At 36.2% G+C, this 22,474-nt stretch carries 17 protein-coding genes and 1 tRNA gene; 1 reads left to right on the top strand and 17 read right to left on the bottom strand.

What is annotated here, in order from left to right; genetic code table 11:
* Positions 1–55 precede the first annotated feature (55 nt).
* The 11 genes from ACFWM3_RS08560 to ACFWM3_RS08510 all read right to left on the bottom strand — a co-directional run bounded on the left by ACFWM3_RS08560 (position 56) and on the right by ACFWM3_RS08510 (position 15,910).
* Entirely contained in the window at positions 56–4,444 is a 4,389-nt protein-coding gene (locus ACFWM3_RS08560) for an endo-alpha-N-acetylgalactosaminidase family protein (RefSeq protein WP_390311043.1), read from the bottom strand.
* A 399-nt stretch (positions 4,445–4,843) separates the two neighbouring features.
* Entirely contained in the window at positions 4,844–5,830 is a 987-nt protein-coding gene (gene lacD / locus ACFWM3_RS08555) for a tagatose-bisphosphate aldolase (RefSeq protein ID WP_390311042.1), read from the bottom strand.
* Between the two features lie 15 nt (positions 5,831–5,845).
* A complete protein-coding gene (gene lacC / locus ACFWM3_RS08550; protein WP_390311088.1) occupies positions 5,846–6,781 on the bottom strand; it encodes a tagatose-6-phosphate kinase in 936 nt (311 codons plus the stop codon).
* Positions 6,782–6,807: 26 nt separating this feature from the next.
* On the bottom strand, positions 6,808–7,956 hold the full coding sequence (gene nagA / locus ACFWM3_RS08545; RefSeq protein WP_390311041.1) for an N-acetylglucosamine-6-phosphate deacetylase: 1,149 nt from the start codon (positions 7,954–7,956) through the stop codon (positions 6,808–6,810).
* A gap of 20 nt (positions 7,957–7,976) precedes the next feature.
* Entirely contained in the window at positions 7,977–9,143 is a 1,167-nt protein-coding gene (locus ACFWM3_RS08540; protein WP_390311040.1) for an SIS domain-containing protein, read from the bottom strand.
* 35 nt (positions 9,144–9,178) lie between these two features.
* Entirely contained in the window at positions 9,179–10,102 is a 924-nt protein-coding gene (locus tag ACFWM3_RS08535) for an ROK family protein (RefSeq protein WP_390311039.1), read from the bottom strand.
* Positions 10,103–10,200: 98 nt separating this feature from the next.
* Positions 10,201–10,368 carry a DUF6903 family protein gene (locus tag ACFWM3_RS08530; protein ID WP_390311038.1) on the bottom strand — a complete coding sequence of 56 codons (168 nt, stop codon included), beginning with the start codon at positions 10,366–10,368 and terminating at the stop codon, positions 10,201–10,203.
* On the bottom strand, positions 10,358–12,529 hold the full coding sequence (gnpA, locus tag ACFWM3_RS08525; RefSeq protein WP_390311037.1) for a 1,3-beta-galactosyl-N-acetylhexosamine phosphorylase: 2,172 nt from the start codon (positions 12,527–12,529) through the stop codon (positions 10,358–10,360). The genes ACFWM3_RS08530 and gnpA overlap by 11 nt, the downstream gene beginning before the upstream one ends.
* Positions 12,530–12,541: 12 nt before the next feature.
* Positions 12,542–13,531, bottom strand: a complete 990-nt coding sequence (locus ACFWM3_RS08520; protein ID WP_390311087.1) for a carbohydrate ABC transporter permease — start codon at positions 13,529–13,531, stop codon at positions 12,542–12,544.
* A 69-nt stretch (positions 13,532–13,600) separates the two neighbouring features.
* Entirely contained in the window at positions 13,601–14,491 is an 891-nt protein-coding gene (locus ACFWM3_RS08515) for a carbohydrate ABC transporter permease (protein WP_390311036.1), read from the bottom strand.
* A 72-nt stretch (positions 14,492–14,563) separates the two neighbouring features.
* On the bottom strand, positions 14,564–15,910 hold the full coding sequence (locus tag ACFWM3_RS08510) for a carbohydrate ABC transporter substrate-binding protein (protein WP_390311035.1): 1,347 nt from the start codon (positions 15,908–15,910) through the stop codon (positions 14,564–14,566).
* A gap of 167 nt (positions 15,911–16,077) precedes the next feature.
* Between ACFWM3_RS08510 and ACFWM3_RS08505 the strand changes: the two genes are divergently transcribed.
* Positions 16,078–16,959 carry a helix-turn-helix domain-containing protein gene (locus ACFWM3_RS08505; protein ID WP_390311034.1) on the top strand — a complete coding sequence of 294 codons (882 nt, stop codon included), beginning with the start codon at positions 16,078–16,080 and terminating at the stop codon, positions 16,957–16,959.
* 324 nt (positions 16,960–17,283) lie between these two features.
* Here ACFWM3_RS08505 and ACFWM3_RS08500 read toward each other — a convergent pair.
* The 6 genes from ACFWM3_RS08500 to ACFWM3_RS08475 all read right to left on the bottom strand — a co-directional run bounded on the left by ACFWM3_RS08500 (position 17,284) and on the right by ACFWM3_RS08475 (position 22,365).
* Positions 17,284–17,356: transfer RNA gene (locus ACFWM3_RS08500), tRNA-Val, on the bottom strand.
* Positions 17,357–17,489: 133 nt separating this feature from the next.
* Positions 17,490–17,684 (bottom strand): hypothetical protein, encoded by a 195-nt coding sequence (locus ACFWM3_RS08495; RefSeq protein ID WP_056473683.1) that lies wholly within the window; start codon positions 17,682–17,684, stop codon positions 17,490–17,492.
* Positions 17,685–17,965: 281 nt separating this feature from the next.
* Positions 17,966–19,186, bottom strand: coding sequence for a DUF6944 family repetitive protein (locus ACFWM3_RS08490; protein ID WP_390311033.1), 1,221 nt, complete (start codon positions 19,184–19,186; stop codon positions 17,966–17,968).
* 99 nt (positions 19,187–19,285) lie between these two features.
* On the bottom strand, positions 19,286–19,942 hold the full coding sequence (locus ACFWM3_RS08485) for a potassium channel family protein (RefSeq protein ID WP_387360714.1): 657 nt from the start codon (positions 19,940–19,942) through the stop codon (positions 19,286–19,288).
* Positions 19,943–19,956: 14 nt separating this feature from the next.
* The gene (locus tag ACFWM3_RS08480; protein ID WP_390311032.1) at positions 19,957–21,273 is read right to left on the bottom strand and encodes a TrkH family potassium uptake protein; all 1,317 of its coding nucleotides are present in this window, start codon (positions 21,271–21,273) and stop codon (positions 19,957–19,959) included.
* Positions 21,274–21,450: 177 nt separating this feature from the next.
* Complete coding sequence (locus ACFWM3_RS08475) at positions 21,451–22,365, bottom strand: DMT family transporter (protein WP_390311031.1); 915 nt, start codon at positions 22,363–22,365, stop codon at positions 21,451–21,453.
* Between the last annotated feature and the right edge of the window lie 109 nt (positions 22,366–22,474).

Raw genomic sequence — 22,474 nt, 5'->3', positions numbered from 1 at the left:
TGACACTAAATACCAAACAGCCTTCATTTTTAATGTAGTTCTACACTTCTAGCACTCAATGCGTCATTCCCCCTGGAGCCAACCTTTCAATACGTAGATTATCTAAAATAAACGTACCTGCTCCAGTATCGTCATTTATATTAGTTCCATCACTGAAAATTCCAACAAAAGTTTGACCGTTCTCGGAACCTGTTACAGTAAACTCAGCTGTTTTTGTGTCAGTAGATGAAGTAAGAGTTTTATTAACATTCAATTCCTTCGCATCAGCAATGTCTCCAACATCAATTTCTTGATCCCCTGCAATAAAACGATAGGAATTGGCCGTAGTTTGATAGTCAAAGGATACTTTATAGGTTACCCCTGGTTCAAAGTGGAAGTGCTGCGGAATAGTGCGATACACTAAGCCTTTGTTTCCAGTATTTACTTTAACGGACCAATTTCCTTTAATGACATCATCTACTAATTTTTTACCCGCCCATCCTTTTTGTGTATACGGAGCATGCAATTCAGATAAATGAATTCTATTGTCTTCTACACCTTCCGTATTACCTATTACAAATGGGTAAATTCCTTGGACAACCGATTCAAAATCTTGTTCAAATACATTTGTTGATACTTCATTTTTTAAGGATTTTTGTACGACTCGGATATCATCAAACTTGGTAGTTCCTATTCCGCCTTCACGGCTAAGAATTAATTTAGCCTTTTTAGATGTAGCCGTAAAGCTTACTTGCATTCTTTGCATTTTACTATCGTATCCATCATTAGAAGCATGTGAGTCTGCTTTTACATAGTTCCTTTGCAGGCTTCGTAGCGTGTAATTGCTTACATCTTTTACTCCGCCCGTTACTTTAATCCCGGCTTTTACATCACTATTGTTTTCCACATAGACCTCGGCTACATAATCTTTACCCGGTTCCAAATCAGTAAGGGTACGAGAAACTGTTGTTTCTTTTGACGGACTATCAATATTCAAGTAGTAATCTCCACTGCTTAAATTGCTGTCGCTTCCAGTTTGATTCGTTCTACCAACGCTTACAGCTTTGTTATCACCATGAACAGTTGTATGTGCATTTACTGTTCCTGAATTGAATCCAGTGTCATATACATGAGAACCTTTGCTCCAGTCATGGATTTGTAAACCATTATCTTTTTGTGGTACAACAACATAAGGAGTTGCTGCATCTGCTTTTAAAGTTACTTTATTATTTACGACCTTGACTTCCTTCATATCTTTTCTACCGCTATCTGTCAATTTGTATACATAAACTCTAGATACACCATTATATTCATCTGGAAGTGTCCAAGTAGTTGTACCGCCTTCCAAATTCCAGTGGTACAGTTTTTCAGAATCTGGAGTCGGATTTTTAAAGTCTTGCTCAACCCAAGGAATTAAATAAGCATGTTCATCAAGGATGATATTTCCATTAAGTGTAATAGTCCGTTCTCTTGAGTTGTCTTTTCTAGTTACAACGACAACATCGCCGTTGCTTGGATCTTTCAATTTAATTTCTTTTTCCAGGTTGGTCTTTTGCTTATCGCCATCTACATTTGTCCAATCGTTGACATAATACTTTTGTAAAAATTTAGTTGGTAGATTTGTATCAAATGTCATCCGGATAAAATTGTCAAAGTTCTTATCAGACTGCCATCCCTCAAAACCAGCTAATTCAAATCCACCTAACAACGGATGATCCGCCGTTCCACCTTTTTCAGGCCAATTCAACACCCAAGAATCTTTTTGATGATTACTAATAAAACGAAGGACCTCAGAGTTGATTCCTTTATTGGCTGGTCCACCATAGTCCTTATCCGTAGCCCAATGCTGCCATGTAGAATAATTGGCTATAGACGTACCAAACTCCGTTGCTACTCTCCAGCCTCGATCATGAAATTGCTCTGCAATTCGATCAGATTCCCATTGATCTTGATACCAAACGTCCAAGTATACGAAGTCAAGATTTGGTGCAACTTCTTTTAATTCGTCAAGCCTTTTCGCACGCGTTCCTGAGTACAAGTCCTTTAATTTATTGATAGTATAAGATTGATCTAACCAACCCCAACCTCTTGAATTAGGACCATCAATAAAATCTTCATTGAAAGCTTTAGCTTCAGGATATGTTTCCTGAGCATTGATATGGACACCAAAATCAGAATTGTACTTATGCCCTTCACTAATTAGTGTTTTTAAATCGTCAGCTCCGCCAATTCGTTCGCCGACATTGCCATAATCCGGGTGCGCACTGTCATGACCTTCATTTCCATATCCTTTTAATAGGACAGACTGCCCCAATCCATCTGTAGCGAGAGCCACCTTCTTAACATTATCCAATGTTTTTAAGAATGGCTGTTGTGCTTGTGAGCCAAAATTCATAGCAATTCGTTGGCCTACCAGATTGTTTACATCGTTCGAACCGGGAATGTCCTGCATGATCTCACGGTAAGCAATCGCACCGTCCTGCCAGTCAATTTCATTATCCTGATTTAAATCGTCCGCAATTACAATTTTCACGGTAGGTTTTTTTATTTGTGGTTTCGGCATAAATTCTCTTTGATAATAAAGCAAACTAGAACCGATACCGATAGCTTTCGTACCATCTTTATTTTGATAACGACTTGCAACTAGATTACGGTAGCCATTGACTTCTGAACTGGACCATACACCTGCACTCAATTTGTCAGTGGACAGGAAAGCAGTATAATATTTTTCTGAAGTTCCAATGCCTCCTAAAGTTGAATCGACAGGAACATCGACATCCCCAGGTTTGGTCACATCACCGCTAAGGTTTGTTAATTTGGCTTTAGCATTTGTTTGAGCTGAATTAACTGAGATAAAATTCAGATCGGCCAATTCAACCGTTTCAATTTTTGCACTGCCCGCATTGGTGATTTCTTCAAAGGTATAGATCACTTTATTTTTTTTGACTTTTAAAGAAACTTTAAATACAGCATCAAGTTTTTCAAATTCATCTTTTACCTTTAAGGTATATAGTGCCTCACTTTCGCTTAGCTTTTCAAAGCTTACTTCAGGATAGTACAGAGTGCCGTTCACTTTTAATCCGTAAACAGGAGTTTTTTGTCCATCCATTACCTTGTCTGCAACCCGGTATTCGATGACACGCGGGAAAACTTGGTCAATCACGACATCCATATAGTCTGAGGTTAGGTGATCCTTTACTGGTGGTGTATTTGGTGCTTTTGGAGGAACATTTTCTTTGATTTTGATGTTTGAAATCGTAATGTCAGTAGCACCACGGCTTTTTTCAAATCCAAGTAAACCTGCTTGATCAACACCGCCTGACAATGTAAAGGTATTTACCTTTTTATCATTAATGTATAAAGTAGCTGAATCATCCGTAAATTTTATACTTAGATGATAGGTTTTATTAGCTTCTAATGGCATATCTGAGGTCATCGACGACCAACTGTTAGCAGGGCCAAAGATTTCTCCAAAATAAAGATTGTTCTGATCTCCCGTTCCCACATACGTATAGGCAGATGGATTCTGAACACGATAGATGAGGCCAAAACGGTTCATGGCGCTAGTTCCTGGCGTAATATCAGCTTCAAAAATACCATTCTTAATTGGTTTCATTTTATTGTAGACAATTCGATTCTTTTGGGTAGATGTAACATGAAAAGTTGCTGAACCATCGTCATTATATGTAACTTTTCCGTCTCCTGAGATAATTTTAAAGTCGCCATCTTCTAGTTGGTTATCCGAAATGTCGACAAGTTCTTGATCTCCGGGCTCTGTTCCTCCGTTATCTGGATCTGTACCTCCATCCCCAGGAGCATCTCCTAGTTCAATGAGTACTTGGCTGTTTTTGCCGCCAAATGCCCCTAGTTTAACCGCTTCCTTACCTGAAAGAAGATTATTCACTTCATTTGATAAAGTAACCGATCCAAATAAATCTTTTCCATCTAATGTAACCTTCAAAGCGGTTCCGTTATAATCAATTTTAATGGAATGTGCGGTCCCAACCTCTGGAAGTGGTATATTAGGTCTAGTTTTTAACCAATCACCTTTTCCCTGATATTTGTATTCATAGAACCATCCGAGTGAGTCATAGCCTACAAAAACAAAGTTATTATAATCAATATAATGAGGATAGAAACCAAATCTAGTATCTTCTCCCTTTGTTTCTGGAATAAAGTTATATTCCATCACTCCTGATTCTTTAGCGACTTTATTTTGCTCTTGAAAAATTGCAGCACTTGTTCCATTATCGTTTCCAGAACCTGCTCCAAGTCTTGCATAGGATTTCTCATTTTGTTCTACTAGTTCATTGATTTCGTTTCCTCCAGATGAAAATGTTACCCATGGATTAGACACATTTGCTTCTACACGTATTGTCGGAATCATGTTCACTAAAAATGTTGGTAAAATCAGCATAAGTGCAAGAATGGTATTAAAAGTTTTCTTGAAATGCTTACGTTCCAATTCGTTTCCCCCTTTGAAATCAAAATTTTGGATAAAGTCGATACCAACACCTAATATACAAAAACTTCAATGGCACCGTCTTCACTTAATGTTAAGGATATTTTTTTTGAAGCGCTTACACAATAAAGATATTGTTTCATTTTTTAGGTATATTGTCTTTTTTTAGAATTTTATAATAATTAAATAAATTCAATAAGTCAGGGCAATTATTACTTAACAATTCCTTCAGATATAAAGTCACCATGCAAAGCTATAGTTACTGTAGATTTGAAAAATAAAGATTGATCAAAAACACCTTACAATTCCAAATTTTACGATAAATAAAAAGAATCCATTTTGGAAAAAGATTGATCAAAATGGATTCTTTTCTAGCAAATTTAAATTTATTAGTATTGATATTTATTCCACTTTAGCGAACCATGAGTTGGCTGTCTCTTTCAACACGAAACTCAGTTCTTCAGTATTCCTTTTACCAGTTTCTTTTAACCAATCACGGCCTGCTTGTTCCCCGTTTATAGCAAAAGGTGCCACACCGTCTTTCCAGGTTGCCCGACCACATAACACTCCGTTAAAGGTAGAACCGGAGTCTTTTGCAAATTTTAATGTTTCTTGGAATAGTTTTGCGCTTACTCCCGCACTCAGGAAAATAAATGGAAGATGAGTTGCTTTACTTTGTTCTTTGAAAAAGAAAGCTGCTTCTTCTTTACTGAAAACGAATTCGCCTTCCGAATACACATCCACAAAATTCATATCTACCGGAACTTCTACTTTTAAAACATCTACTTTGTATTGGGGTTTCGAGAACTCCTTCATAGCCTCAATTACTTTATGGGGTTTTACTTTTGCGTACGCTTTACTTTTTACATCATCATTTTTAGCATCGTAAGTAACAATCTCCAAGAAAAATGGAAGGTCTTCAGCTGCACACTCGGATCCGACACGTTCCATATAGACATGTTTATATTTATTAATCTTTTCATCTTCATCACAATCATAGTAGAGTAAGAATTTAATAGCATCGGCACCTACTTCCTTTAATCGTTTCACTGACCATTCCGTTAATAAATCAGGCAAACGACCTACTTCAGACGCATCGTAGCCAGTTTTTTCATACGCTACTATTAATCCGGAGTCTTTATTGCGGGCCTTTGCCGCTGGTAGACCATATTCCGGGTCCAAAAGAATCGCTGTTGAATATGGTGTTAATTCCTCAGAAACCAATTCTTTGAAACGGATAATGCCCTCATCTCCAACATGACTTGTACCGCCAGACGTAATCATTTTTTTCAATGAACCTCGTTGATCAATGGCCAACGCGCCAATTATTCCATTTTCATCTGATAAACGTTTTAGAGCTTCCAATTTATTTTTTGTTAGTTCTAACATCATTAATCTCCTCTATCAATCTATTCTTTCAACTTTAACGAAATCAAAGTATTGTCTAAACTTATTCACATTAATATAACCCGTTCTAGCCTCCATTGTATTTAACATTCCTGTAGTCATCGCCGTTTTAATGACATTCTCGACCGACTGATTTTGATGTAGAGCCACAGCGAACCCTGCAACTGTCGCATCACCAGAACCAACAGGATTGACCACTTCTATTTTGGGAATCGTAACTCTGTAATAGTCCTCGCCATGCTGAACAAAGGCACCTTCTCCACCCATGGACACGATGATCCACTTGATTCCAGTAAATAGTTCATGGTTTAATGCTTGCTTTAAATCCATGATTCCTGCTTCCATTTTAATGCCCAGCAACTGAGATAATTCCGTTATATTTGGTTTGATGGCAAATGGTTTTTCTTCATACAACAAAGCTTGTTTAAAAGATTCCCCTGAAGAATCCATAATCACCGGAATTCCATTTTTGTGACAGATTTCTAACATTTGATGATAAAAGTTAGTCGGTAATCCTTTTGGTAAACTGCCCGAAATTGTCACAAGTGTAGCTTTTGTAAGCAGACATTCAAATTTCTCTAAAAAAAATATCCCTTCTTCTTTGGACAATGTCGGCCCAGATTCTAAAATCTCTGTTTGCATCCCTTCATGAAGAACGGCAATACAATTTCTTGATTCTTTTTTGATTTTTAAAAAGTCATTTGGAATATTGCATTTATTTAATTCTTGAATAATGAATTCGCCAATCATACCACCAAGCACGCCTGTCGCTAGGACAACTTCTTCCATTTGAGCGACCACACGCGCAACATTCAATCCTTTTCCACCAGCAGTTTTACGAACTGTTTCCACACGGTTAACAGCATCCAACTTTAGTTCATGAATCGGATAGGAAATATCGACTGATGGATTCATGGTGACAGATAAAATCATTGGTAATCCCTCTTTCAAAAAATTATTTAAACTTGAAAACGACATATACCGTCAAGAAAAGTTGCAGTTAAATCCATCGTAGGTGTCAGCACAATAAAGTCTGCGGCATAACCCTTGGCAATCTTCCCACATTCGCTATCAAGCTGAATACTTTTAGCAGGTGCCGTACTCGCCATATAAATTGCTTCCTCAGGTGTGGCAATCCCCCACTTAACGACATTTTTGACAGCATCTTTTAACTGCAAGATACTACCTGCTAAACTTCCGCTTTCTAAACGGGCCATCCCATCTTTTACTTTCACTGGAAATTCTCCTAGCTGATAAGTTCCTTCAGGCATACCTCCGGCCATCATACAATCGGACACCATAACGATTTTTTCTCTACCGCGGACTTGCATTAAAATATTTGCGGCAACGGGATGAACATGATGTCCATCACATATGATTTCAGCAAAAGCATCCTTTAGATTCATAGCCGCTCCGACCATCCCCGGTTCACGATGGTGCAGCGGACTCATTCCATTGAAAGTATGAACAAAAATCGAAGCCCCTTTTTCAATCGCTAGTTTTGCTTCTTCATAAGTTGCGTTACTGTGTGCCAATGCCACTACAATATTTTCCCTCACAGCATATTCAATAAATTCCACCGCACCATTTCTTTCAGGTGCAATCGCAATTTTTTTAATAGAATCATTTGATAATTTCTGCCAAACTTTCAACATATCAACTGATGGGTCACAAAAATATTTCGTGTTTTGCGCCCCTTTATGCTTTTCAGTAAAAAACGGCCCTTCTAAAAAGATCCCTTTAATTTTTGCGCCTTGCACTTTCGTGTAATTGGCACCAATCATTTCAACGACGTTATTCAACAATTTTGTTGAGGAAGTCAAAGTTGTTGGTAAAAAGGATGTAACTCCACAAGAAAGGAGCCCTACCGAAATTTGATTTAGTCCTTCAAAATTACTGTCCATTATGTCGTGATTTCTAAATCCATGAATATGCGTATCTACTAGACCAGGAGCAATCCAATGTCCTGCATAATCAATGATTTCTGCTGATTTTTCTGGCCTACTTTCTGAGAATTTACCGAATTTTCCGTCTTTTATTCCCAAAAAACCTGGCCCTGCAACCTTCCCCTCAAGAAAAAACTTATCTGCAAAAATAAAAATAGACATACATTTTTCCCCTACGCTAGTTACTCATATTCATAGATGGTAACACCTTTAACGACACGATTCACCGTTCCTGTCGGTGAAGGTGTATCCGGTGTATTGCCTACTTTCACGGAAGCTAGCAGTGAGACTGTTTGCCCAATCATGACAAAAGGTAATGCTAAGTAAGCATCTGGTACGGATTGAGCCTCGCTGCCGAACACAAACCTGGTCCCAGTATAATTTGTTTCACCATCAACATCGATGGCACAGATATAGCTGGCAATGTTGTCCTGCTGCATTTCTTTTAACATATCTAAATCATATTGACGTGTATAAGGATGGTTGGAAACAAACACGAAAACTAATGATTTTTCGTTCACAAATGATTTTGGACCATGTCTGAATCCCAGCGGTGAATCAAATGATGTAACAACTTTTCCAGCTGTCAACTCTAATATTTTTAATTGTGCTTCTCTCGCTAAGCCTTCTAAACTACCCGAGCCTATATAAATAATTCGGTCAAAATCAAAGTCGATCATCTCTTTGATGATGTCTTCCCTTTGAATGACACTTTCACCCATTTGACGAATTGTTTTCACTATCTTCAATTTTTCTTCAGTCGATAAAGAATCAAAAACGAGTAAAGCCGTTAACGCCATGCAAGTATAGCTTCCTGTCATTGCAAATCCTTGATCATTTGATTTTTCAGGCATCAAGAGCAATAAATTATTTTCATTCCCTACTGCCCGTTTGGCTAATTTACCATCTTTAGCACAAGTAATCGTTATCTGATACAAATCGGTTACTATTTGCTCAGCTAATTGTACGGCAGCAATACTTTCCGGGCTGTTCCCGCTTCTAGCAAATGAAACAAATAAGGTTGGTAAATCCTTTTTTAAAAATTGGTAAGGATTTGAAACCAAAGTGGTTGTAGGAATACTCAGCATTTCCCACTGTTGTTCATCAACCTTTTCTATTAGATAAGGGGTGACTGTATCACCGACATATGCAGACGTTCCAGCTCCTGTAAAAATGACACGAACCCGGCTATGTTTCTTTAATAATTTTTGAAAAAACTTTTCAATTTCCTTACTTTTCTCCATATACAATTCAAAGGTTTCAGCCCATAAATCAGGCTGCTGTTTTATTTCCGCCGTTGTTATCGATGCACCTAACGAAACTAATTTTTCTTCATTTAATGTAAACATATAATCTCTCCTCTACCTATTTACAATCATTTCGATCATGAATGTGTGTCGGCAATGCTTTCATACATACCTTCAAATATTCGTAATCCAGCACCAACAACTCCATTATTCTGCGCCAATTTACTGATGCTCATCTCCTCTAAAAGATGTTGTTGCTCAAGAAGCTGATAGTTTTTTAGCTTTACTTTAATCAACTGCAGTAGAAAAGGATTTTTCACAATGACACTGCCACCGAAAACTATTTTGTGCGGATCCAATAAGCAGGAAATCGTATAAATCCCTTGAGCTAAATAGTCGGTTATCTCGTTAATGATAGCCTGATATTCCTGTACCCCGTTTATATAACCAGCAAATACATCCTCAGTTGAAATAGTATCTACCTGTAATTCTCTTTCGGCTATTCTCTGGATTCCTGGCCCGGCAGCGATTTTTTCCAATCGATCATTAGTCCCTTTCCAGCGTGCTGGAATCAACCCCAGTTCCCCGGCAAATCCAGCCCCCCTGAAAAATGAACCTTTATGAATGATAGAACAGGAGATTCCCGTACTTATAGTCACGTAGACAAAGGTCTCATCCCTTTTCACCTGCGATGCTTTCCATTCGGCAAACGCTGCCATATAGACATCATTGTCAATGGTAATCCTCTCGATGCCAAATTGCTCCTGTAAACGGACTGTAATGGGAAACTGTTTCCACGGTAAATTGTTTTGAAAAACAGCGACACCCTTCTCATAATCAACTTTTCCTGGTACGCCAACACCAATACCCTCGATATCAGCGATTGTAATCCTTGATTTTCGAAGAACTTGTTCCACAGCTTCTACGACTCTATCAAACATTAATTCCCGATCTGATGGGTCACTTTTTACTTCAGTACGTTCAAGCAGTTCGCCGGTATCCGATATGATTCCCGCTGCAATCTTCGTACCTCCAATATCAATACCGATTGCCCTTTTCATGTGTTCGCACTCCTAAGTATGTATTTGAACCTTTATGTCATTTTCTATGATTGTCAACATATCTGCGAAGCCTTTAATTAATCTTCTACCTGTTTGGTTTAAATGTATTTTCGATTGTAAACATAAACTAGTCCTAATAGACCAGCTAATCCGATTAACATCATACCCAGTTCGTGTTTACCTGCCGTCTTTTGGTAGATGATAATCAAGGACACGCATGTGATAAACATAACAAATTTAATAATGAATAAAGCATTAGCCTTCATTTAAAAAATCCTCCCATCGGATTTCACTAGGTGCCAACGTCACTTCTTTCCTATTGCCTTGTCCGTCGTAGAAAGTCGTCGTTTGTTCGATCATTGAATTGTTGACAATCGCCATTTTTTGAATGGATGGATACGCATGGACTTCACAATAAATGTTGCTGGCATGAAATTTTTGGAATTCTCCGTCTTTATGGGCAGCATAGTATAACGCGCGCATTAGCAGACGCGTATTTTCTTCGCTGTATGGCAGTCCAGCTATATAGACAGCTCTGCCATCTCCAAACGGATGACTGGAAAGGTGGACTTCCCCATCAGAATAATCAATAATTTCAGTTTCCTCTGATAGCGCATAAATATTTTTCATACCTTCACCAAAATCGAATTGGGTGCTGTCCGCAGAAATAAAATGCTCTTCGACAGGAGTGACAAAATATTTATCTGTTGATAAGCTGAATCCTAGTTCTTTGTCAACACCTAAGACGTTCGCCAATTGAAAATAATGGCCTTCGTGCTGAAAAGCTGTCGGTTCGCCAATACCTACAAACCCTCCGCCATTATATATCCAGGCCCTGATTGTAGTGACTAACTTTTCATTAGTCCATTGAGCCCCGCCTGAAAAAGCTGTACCCGCATCCCCGGCATTAATGATGACATCAACACCCTCAGGAATCCCATTGTTGATGATATCATCAAAACTTATGAACTGGACTTCCACCGCAGCTCCACTCAAGGATTCCAAAACACCTAAATAGGAATAAATTTGTTTATACCATAGGGCATGGGCAACCATATGTGTTTGCCAGGTTCTCAACTTACCCCAAGAATTCAAAATTGCAACTCTAAGACCGCAATATGGCTGAATACCGTTGATCGTTTCATATATTTCACGAAATTCCTCGGTGACTTTTTCAATATAGGAGACAAATTTCGGAAACTGATAGGCCAGGCTTAAATAACCACCATAACCAATTCGGTCAATGGGTTTTCGTAGTAATGCTCTCCTAGCCGTTAGCCAGTTTTCATTTGCTTCAATCAACGGGTTGTTACCTTCGTAAAATGTATCTGGGAAGAAATAAGGTAAGAATCGCCCTTCTGTATAACGAACATGAGGGATATCGGCAATCATTCGTAGCGTTGCTCCGCCTCCAACACTCCCTACCACTGCATCCAATCCGATATTTTCAAAGTATTTTCCATACGGTTCTGTACCAATCCAGTTATCTCCAAGGAACATCATCGCTTCTTTGCCACTTTTATGGACAATATCCACAAGTTTTTTTGCTTCATCGGTAACAAACTTATGTACAAAATCAATATAATCTAGATAGGCTGGAGTTGGGATTCGAAACGTAGTATTGTAGTAGCCTTGATCAACTATATCTTCCGGTCTTAAACGATAGCCTTTTTCTTGTTCAAAATCATCTAATGCAGCCACTGAAACACTTGCTCCATAACCGAACCAATCGACAAATTTTTCTTTGCCAAGATTATTGAACACAAGGGTAAAATGATAGAAAAACGTTGTGAATCTGACCACGTCTGTATCTGGATTTTTTGCCAGCCATTGTTTTAAATAGGATCTCATAAATTCATTGGAGTGTGGCTGCCTAACATCAAAAGGAATGTCATGCGGTTTATCACCCCAATTGTTTGTAATATGATTGTACATTTGGGTTGGATCCCAAATTGCATATACTAAGAATGACACCGTGTATTCATGCCAAGGAATTGCATTTGTAATCAAAATACGATTTTGCTCTTCATTTACTTTCCAATCATTAACATCAACAACTTCTCCAGTTGTCCGGTCGATGACCTCCCAATATTTCTTAGGATTGTGAAGATAATCCGGCTTAAGTTGTTCCTCAAAATAACCTTTCATAAAATCAATTTCAAGTGTGTCAGTGATTGCAGTATTAAACAAACTCATCAAATAAAGTTGCTGGCATTCTTCCATATGGTTCTCTGCGAACTCATTGTTACCTCTAGCAACAAAATAAGTAGTATAAATTTTTGCATCTAATTGTTTAATATCATCATCTAATTTTGTTCCATCACTATCGCGAATCGCATCTGCACCCCAACGTTCCATCAATTCTTTTGTTTCCTTAAGAAAGTTTTCTTCACTTGGTAAAGTAACGCGGCCTTTTTTCTTTTCCATATAAATCCTCCTTTAGTCCTTTAAACCGCCAAGGGTCATCCCTTGTGTTAATTTTTTTTGAACAATGATATATAAAATTAAGGTTGGTAGCATGACGAGTACCATTCCTGCATACATTTGACCGTAATTCGCAGCAGATTTTTGGGCTGCCATCAAGTTCATTAGCCCAACAGGTAACGTTTTATTTGATCCTGGCAATAATGTTAGGGCAATAATGTATTCGTTCCAAAAGGAAAGAAAGTTAAATAAAATGACGGCAATGATACTTGGACGAGCCATCGGAATCATAATTAAAATCATTGTTTTGAAATATCCGGCACCATCGACCAACGCTGCTTCCTCATACGTGGATGGAAGAGATTGAAAAAAACTAGACAACAAGTAAACAGTAAATGGCAACGCAGTCGTCGCATACACCAAAGCTAAAATAAATAAATTGTCTAGTAGGAATCCCTCCCCAAATTGTCCCCTTAAAAAGTTATCCCCGTCCAATAACATTAAGAAAATTGGAACAATAATGTAGTTCACATTGATGAATAATCCAGCTTTAAAAAAAGCATTTATTAATTTACTTCCTCTAAAGGTGTATCTTGCCAGCACATAGGCTGCTGGCAAGGCCACAATCAATAATATAAGAAGAGCCAATGCAGTCACCATGACTGTATTCAACATATATGTACCCATGTTTGCCTTTTGGAAAGCATCGATGAAGTTTTGAAAATAGAAACTTTTCGGCATGGCCCAAGGACTTCCATAAAATTCCGAGTTTTTCTTCACTGAAGCTAAGAAGACCCATGCTACAGGAATAATAATAGAGATTGCTAATGTAATTAGTGCAACGTACATAAAATAGCGATAAGCTGTTTCTGCAGTCATTCCTATTTGGATTTTCATTTTTTTTGGACTTCTATAAGATGTTTCCGCAGTCATTCCTTTTTGTGTCTCCATCTTTTTTGGACCTGTATAAGATGTTTCTGCAGTCATTCCTTTTTGTGTTTTCATTCTTTTTGGACCTCTATAAGATGTTTCTGCAGTCATTTTTTTTTGTGTTTCCATCGTTTTTGGACCTCCTTAATACTCCAACACTTCCCTTTTGGTGACGTAGCTAATAATTGCAGATAATGCAAATGAGAATAGGAAAACAACTACCCCAATAGCCATACCGTAACCATAAGATGAATTGGTGTAAGCCTGCTTATACATGTAGCTTAAAAATACCTCCGTCGATCCATCAGGGCCGCCACCAGTCATCGCTTGGACGAGAAGAAAACTTAAATTAATTGTACTGATAACGAAAAAAGTTAACGTTGTACGAATGTTATTCCAAATCAACGGTAATGTAATACTGAAAAATTGTCTGACCCGTCCAGCACCTTCCAAAGAAGATGCTTCATAAAAGCTTTCCGGGATACTCGCCATCCCTGCCATATACATGACCATATAGTAACCAACGGCTTGCCAAATGAGTGCCCCTCCTATGCTATAAATGGCAATTTTTTGATCACCAAGCCACATCTTTTGAAGGTTCTCAAGGTTAAATAAAGCTAGTAGATTATTCAACAAACCTGTGGTTGGGTCATAAACTGCAGAAAATATCCCCGAGATAACCACAACGGATAAGATATTCGGGATATAGAAAATAATTCGGAAAAAACTATTACCTTTCATCTTTTCTCTTGTTAACACAGAAGCAAACAAGATCGCCAGCACCATAGTGATAAGTGTGACGAGAACAATTAATACAATACTGTTTTGGAGAGAGCGAAAGAAGTTCATATCATTCCATAAGATTTTGAAATTATCGAGCCCAACAAATACTTTATTATTAGAAAATCCTCCCCACTTATATAAGGACATCCTGAATACCTCTATCGTAGGAAAAATCATAAAAATGGCTAACAGGATTAGTGCGGGTACCGTACTAACAAGGATAAAAATCCTTTTTTCTCTTTTCTTATTCATGTCATCACCTCATTTAATAAATCTAACGGTGAGAAAAGTCACCGTTAGATTTAATGAAAACTATAAATTTATTTATTTTAATGCGGAGTGTAATTGGTCACTAACTTTCTCAACAGATTTTTGCCAATCTTTCACATTTTTATCACCAGACATAATACTGTCGATTGATCCAAATAATGTATCTGCCATGCTAACACCTTCCACGGCTTTCGTTGCGGCAAATCCGCCCATACCTGCTTTAACTCCATTATCATAAATACTATAGAATAATTTATTGTCACCTGTCAGTTTACTAGAAATGCCTTTGATAGGCTGAATCGCACCTGATCCAGAAAAAATTTCAGCTGCTTTATCTGAATAAACAAACGTTAAGAAATCTTTAGCTGCCTGTTTATTTTTAGCTGCAGAAGGAATCCACATTTGTTCAAAGAAAGTAAACGCATAACGGTCTTTGCTAGCATCAGTGGCTGGTATAGCCGTCATGCCCCATTCAAAGCCTTTTGATCGAGGCGCATCTTTCATTTCACCAACAACCCACGTACCATTTGGCATGAACAATGCTTTGTTATCGAGAATCAATTGTTGATTTTTCTTGTAGTCTTTGCCATTAGCATTTGCAACGGTTGTTGGTTCTGTGTATTTCGCTAATTTTCGGATAATCCCAAATACTTTCGTTGCTTCAGGAGTTTCCCAAATACCTTTTTCATATTTCATCGCTTTATTGTAGAAATCCGGTCCACCTATCGATAATAGTAATGAATAGAAGAATGAATCAAAGTAACCAGTGGTAGGATACGTAAATAAATAAATCCCTTCTGCCTTCGCTTTATCGCCCAAAGCCCACATCTCGTCCCAAGTCTTTGGAACTTCCCAACCTTTTTCCTTCAATAAACCAGCATTATAAAATAATCCGGTTGGACTATAAAACATCGGTGCCATATAAGTTTTGCCGTCATTATAAGGATTAGTGGCAAGTGTAGCAGTAAATCCTGGTACTAACTTATCTTTAACTTTCACGTCTTCACCATAAACGTTCCTATCCAAAACATCTGTAATGTCTTCTAAAGCTTTATCTTTAATTAATGTTTCTGTAAGTGCCAGTTTTCTACCAGTTGCCAATAACACCACATCCGGATAGTTACCTGCCTTCATATTCGAACCGATAACATCCTCAAGATTTTTATCCACCGTTAATTCAACATCAACATTTGGATTAGCATCTTCATATGCGTCAATCACATTAGTCCACATATCTTTACCATATGCCGATTCAAGTGCAGCCACATGAATGGTTTGTTTTTTACTAGTTTCTGTACCTCCGCCATTAGAGTTATCAACTTTTGTAGTATTACTCTGACAGGCTACTAAACTTAGAGATAATAAAACTGTCATTCCAGATACTAAAAACTTCTTTTTCATCTTACCCCTCCTCTTTATTTTTCTTTCTCTCTTGAGTAAAGAATACAAAACAGGTAGCGCTTTCACAACAAACATCTTGTCCAGTTTTTTAGGTATCTTGCTTTTTGTTTAATATTTCGGTAAAAATTGTTATAATATGGAGAAAATTCTAAAAAGGAGTGATTCGTTTGTCCAATGAAGTGTACGAAGTCCCGAAATCTCGACGAGGCCATCTTCCGGTAAAACTACTTTATGTAACAAAATCAAAATTCAATAAAAATTGGCATAGCACCCATCATGCCCATCACTTTACAGAGCTAATGTATATTACCGAGGGCAAAGGAACTTTTATCTTTTACAAAGAAGAAATCCCTGTCAAAGAACATGATTTCATTATCATCAATCCGAATGTCGATCACACGGAAAAATCTGATATCGATCACCCTCTCGAATACATTGTACTTGGTATCCAAGGTCTTTCCTTTTCATCTACAGAATATCCAGGGCAGGTCACTCTTTACAATTGTAAAGAGGAACAAAAAACATATCTTTTTTACCTTGAGCAATTGATCAAGGAAGCAAAAAACCATCAGGAAGATTCTGAGTTGATCATGCAAAACATTTTAGAAATTTTGTTACTTAAAATGATGAGAAAAAAAACTTTCAACGTAGAGCAAACCTCTACTAAAAAAATCAGTAAAGATATTGAATTTATTAAAAATTATATTAAGCAGCATTTTCGCGAAGATATCAGTTTGGATACCTTAGCAAATGTAAGTCATATCAATAAATATTATCTAGCCCATTCCTTTAGGAAATATCTCGGTGTCTCACCTATTGAATACTTAATTCAAACTCGTATTAGAGAAAGCAAAATATTATTGGAAACCACCAATTATCCGATTTCCAGTATTTCAACCATTACGGGCTTTTCCTCCCAATCGTTCTTTGCACAATCATTTAAACGAGAGATGAATATATCTCCTTCAAAATACAGAAATGATAAAAATGCTAATAAAAATAAAACGAAAGTTAAAAGTAATAAAGGGAAAATAAAGTCACCTACCTAGATTAACTCCCAACCTATCACGCCACACTAATGCGGAAATTTTACTGCAAATGGATGAGATGAGAATCCAAAAATATTATGTGAGCGTTTAAGTCATTCAAGAGTTGAAACTATGCTCGGTATTTACTCAAAATCAAATGAAGAAATGCAGAAGAATACAGCTGATCGATTTGATCAAAAATTTGGTTTAAATTAAGATGCTCGTGAAATATCTGTGCAGTATTTGTGCAATAAACAAAATTCAACACAAAAAATGAAAATAACCGAAAAACAAAAAAAAAGCCCAAACCCTTGATACACTTAGGTTTGAGCTTTCTCATTTCAATGATCCCAACTGGACTTGAACCAGCGACCCCTACCCTGTCAAGGTAGTGCTCTCCCAGCTGAGCTATGGAATCGTAATATATGTTAGAAATCATTCTCACTAATTAAGTCTATTATACTGTTTTGTCTAAAACTCTTCAACCAATATTTAACAAAAAATTTAGAAAATAAGTCCACTAGTTTGTAGTTTTCCATTTTGAAAAATACTTATTTATTCGACCTTGCTTCGATTTCACCAATTGTATGCATTAAATCTTTCCATCTCAAATCTTTGTCTTTCGGTATATTGCTTAATAGAATACTACCAATCACAATTGTTAAGAACAATAGCAAAACACCCACACCAAATACAAATGTCTGAACTTTATAGTTTTTAACGATTTTTATCATTCTACTTTTCATAGGCGATCTCTCCAATAGTTAAAAATTAATATTCCCATATTCCTTAACTAAACATGGTGAAGGTATACCCTCTTTACTATTAATATTTTCCTGTTTGCCTATTATGTAATCAAAAATTCTGAAATCATTTTCGATTGAGTGTTTTGTTTCCTGCAACCACTACTAATTTATATCTTAAATTCTTACTATTTCTACAAGAATATTTTAAGTAAATTTGCGGAATGGCTTTATTCTATGATCTATGTATCTAGAACTAACATCCACACTATAGCTTATTTTTGTTAGCTCTTTTTCTTTATCTCTGTATATTCCGAGGTCATGCTTTTCTTCTGATTTTGTTCTATATTATTCTCCGTTGATTTTTTCTGTCTATTTTTTCCTTTAGAATTTTTCTTCTTTTCTAATGTCTTCTCCTCTTTGTCATCTTGATCAGAATTCCGCTTTAATAACTCTTTTTGTTCAGCGTATACGGATATGATTGAACCACCAGCTTGAATCCAACTTCCACTATATTTTAATAGTAATGCTAGTTCTTCGTATTCCTTCACTAATGGGTTTGTTTCAGTTTCTGAATCATATTGTTGGAGTACATCAAAAATGACGCCGTCTGATAGATCACTAGGCACGTCTTGTTCACTAGAAATTGATTCACTCTGTTGAGTTGGCATCGTTTCATATTGTTCATCAATTGGTTCGTAGTCTGGTAATCTACCAAAAAGATATTCTATTTCATTCAATATTTCTTCATTAGAAGATTCGCTTAATAGTTCTGGTACTTTTTCATTATGATCTTCAATTTCAATTTCATTTGTAAGTTCAACAGTTTCATCTTCTGGCAATCTTCCCGTATATTCTTGTACTTCATCAAAAATAATTCCATCCGATAGTTCACTAGCCTCAGACACTGGCGCACTGCCATGGTATTCTTGCAGTACGTCAAATATGACTACATCTGATAAATCGCTAGGTTGTTCTACTTGCCCGGTTTCTTCTAAATAGTCTTTTAAATCCTCAATTTCTAGCTCTACGAAACCAGCTAATGATTGTAATGTGTTTCCAATCGCTTGTAAAAAATTCCCCATAAAACCAGATACATCAAAATCTTCTGAACTTACTTCGTCTAAAGCTGCGATTAATCCACCGAAAGCTTGTTGAGCATTCCCTGTTATATTTAATTTTATCGCTCGATCTGGGTTTTTTTCTTCTTCTTCTTTTTCTTCCTCTGCTTCTGCAGCTAATAAACTAAATAATACAGTGACATTACCTGAAGCTTGGATAATTTCACCTGCATCTTCTAATACACTAGGTTCTCCTAAATAAGCTTCTATTATATTTCCGATTGCTTGAAAGGCATTACCGCCAAAATCCAGATGAAAACTTAGTTCTTCCCACCCTTTTCGGTCTTCTCCTTTTAACCCTCTCATAGGTGTACTACTAATTGCTGAACTGACCGTTCCTAACGCATTTATCCAGGATCCAATAACTTCCATAACTTGGCTCATACAAGAACACCAATCCTTGATTAGTCATTTAGGATTAGTATATTCAACCATGACGTTTAAACGTTCCAAATAGGTAAATATAATTAAGCCCTAATTGATTTACCCAACTTTTTTCTTAAACAATTCAATTTTTGATTTTTCCCCTACAATAAAAATTAAATCACCACTTTGAAAAACTACGTCTCCAATTTGTGATACCATTGGTTCACCGTCACGGATGATTAGGACAACCGTAATACCATATTTCATTGAAAAACTCATTTCTCTTAATGTTTTGCCAACCAATTTTTCAGGTATGACCGTTTCAACTCCTGCAACGTTCTTTGTAATTTCAATGTATTCAATTATCCCACTCATCGCTTCCATACGTGCTGCTTTATGTCCAGCTTCCTCTTCTGGATAGATTACTAAATCCGCTCCAATGCTTTCTAAAATCCCACCAACTTCACGATTATTTGCTTTACAAATTATTCTTTTTACTTTTCTCTCTTTCAATCTTCTCGTTATTAAGATAGAGGCTAAAGAATCCGTTCCAATCGCTACAAATACTGCATCAAATTGACTTACATTTAAATCCTCTAGAATAGACTCTTCACGCAAATCGCCAATTACTGCATACTCTGTGTACTCTTCTAATTGGTCTAATGTCTTTTTATCTTTATCACAAACAACAACTTCATGACCTAACCGATCAAATTCTTTTACAATTCCTCTCCCAAAACGTCCAGCACCTATTACCAAATATTGTTTTGGCATATATAATTTCCTCCTTACCCAACTGCTAAGTCTTTTTCAACATATTTTAATTTTTGATTATCTACTCGAAGTACGAAATAAATTAACGTGAAAATCCCAATTCTTCCAATAAACATTAATAAAATTAAGACTATTTTTGACACGCTATGAATATTTGTTGTAATCCCTAATGATAATCCAGTATTTGTGATGGCCGAAATGACTTCTAGTAATATTAAATCTAACTGAAATGGTTCAAAAATCGAAATAAAAATTGTTGCAGATGTGATTAAAATGATAAAGCTCATCGCAATAACAAATGCACGGTCAACTACTTCTTTCTTTACGCTTGTTCTAAAAATAATTGTATCTTCCTGTGACTTAATAACGGAAAACATCTTTGCAGCTAATACCGAAACGGTTGTTAAACGAATCCCACCTGCTGCACTCGACGAAGCTCCACCGATATACATCAGCACTAAAAGTATTAAGATTGCGGGCAATGTTAGTTCTGCAATATCAAGCGGTGCATACCCACCATTTCGACTCGTAACTGATAAAAAAAATGAATTTGTTAGTTGATCAAAAAAATTTAAATGTTTAAACGCATGTCGTCTTTCTAAAAGCCAAAAAACAATTGTCCCAATAATCATAAACGAAAAATGCAGGCGCATATTAATTCTTGTAAATAAGGATTTTTTCTTATTGTATTTATAGATATATTCCATAATAGTCGGATAGCCTAATCCACCTATAAAAATTAGCGCTGCTGTTACAATTAAAACTACATTATTTTTTTGAAATGAAATTAAACTATTTCCAAATAAATCAAAACCGGTATTTGTAAAGCTTGCAACGGAATGAAAAGCAGTAACTAATAAAGTTTCTAATGCAGTATCATACTTCCCTCTAAATTGACTATAAAAAAAGAGTCCACCTATAAATTGAAAAAATAATGATGTATATAAAACTGATAAACTTAATCTTTTAATTGTCTTAAAGCTACTTTGATTTTGATCCTTCGATATGACTAGTAAATTTGAAATTGTCATCCGAATACCGAGTAGCATAAAACCATAACTAATAAATACAACAATTCCAATTGCACCAATTTCCATTTGGATCATTAATAGTATTTTCCCCCATACATTAAATGTCTCAACTAAGTTTACTGTTGTTAGTCCAGTCACACTAATCGCACTCGTTGAAACAAATAAACTGTCTATATAACTTATATTCGAAATTCGCGTAAATGGGAGATAGTATAAGAATGAAAATAAAAATGTAATGATTATATAAGAAATAAAGATGTAATGGAGAGGATTCTTGGCCTTTTTCTTCTTTTTCTTCATAAGTAGCTCTTTTCTCCTTTTATTTGCTAGATAAAAGTTTATGGAATATTTTTCTAATCGCTATTATCTATTCTACCTATTTTTAGTTAAAAAACAAAAAAACTTTCAATCTAAAGATAGATTTGAAAGTTTTTTGAAGTAATTTTTAAATTTAATTTAATAACTTTTCGTGATTCTCTAAGCTGATGAAGAATTATCTGTTTTGACTTGTATTGATGAAACTTCTTTTTGCTGTTGATATAGGTACAAGAATACACTCACAATTACAATTGTGCCTCCAATTAGCTGAAATGATGATAACATTTCGTGAAGAAGGAAAACTGCTAAAATCGATGCACCAACTGGTTCCCCAAGTATACTCATTGATATTGTCGTAGCATTTACGTAATTTAATAAATAGTTATTTATAATATGTGCTAATGAAGGAATGATGGCAGATGCAATAAATATGATCCAATCTTTTGATTGGTAATCAAAGAAATTATCCATCGTTACGATATTATAGATTGTTAAAAACGCTGCTGAAAATGCGAATACCCAAAAACTATACACCCAATGAGATGTATTTTTTACGGTTGTTTGTCCAACCATTAAATAGAGCACTGCAGCAATTACACTTAAAAATGAAAGAATATCACCTTTAAACGCTGACATACTTAAGCCTATATCACCGAATCCTATTAGACATACGCCAATAATAGCGATAATCATACATATTTTAGATTGCATAGACGTTCGCTCTTTAAATACAAAGTATCCAAGAATCATTGCCACTAATGGCTGAAGAGCTAATATGATAGTTGAGCTTGCCACTGAAGTGAAAACTAATGAACCATACCATAATATAAAATGGATAGCTAACATTAACCCACCTAAAGCGAATGATTTATAATGTGATTTTTTTAAAGCTTTTAATTCAATTTTTCGTTTCAATACAAATGGTAGCATCCATATACATGTAAACCAGAGGCGATACATGCTTAAAACAGAAGGAGAAGCATTCGTCCATTTAGCTAATATAGCTGAAGTTGAAATCGCAACAATGGACAAAATTAATAAAGACATCATTGCATTAGGTTGTTTTTTACTCATGTTTCACCTCTTTTTAGACTTATTTTGTAAGCGTTTAATACATTTTGCTTTTCTAAATTTTTTGTATGAAGTAACATCTAATTATATCATCCTAGGGAAAAGAAGAGGA

This window comes from Gottfriedia sp. NPDC058432 (assembly GCF_042721555.1).
GTDB lineage: Bacteria > Bacillota > Bacilli > Bacillales > Bacillaceae_G > Gottfriedia.
Note: the sequence above shows the minus strand (reverse complement) of the source record. Positions and strands in the feature narration are given on the sequence as shown.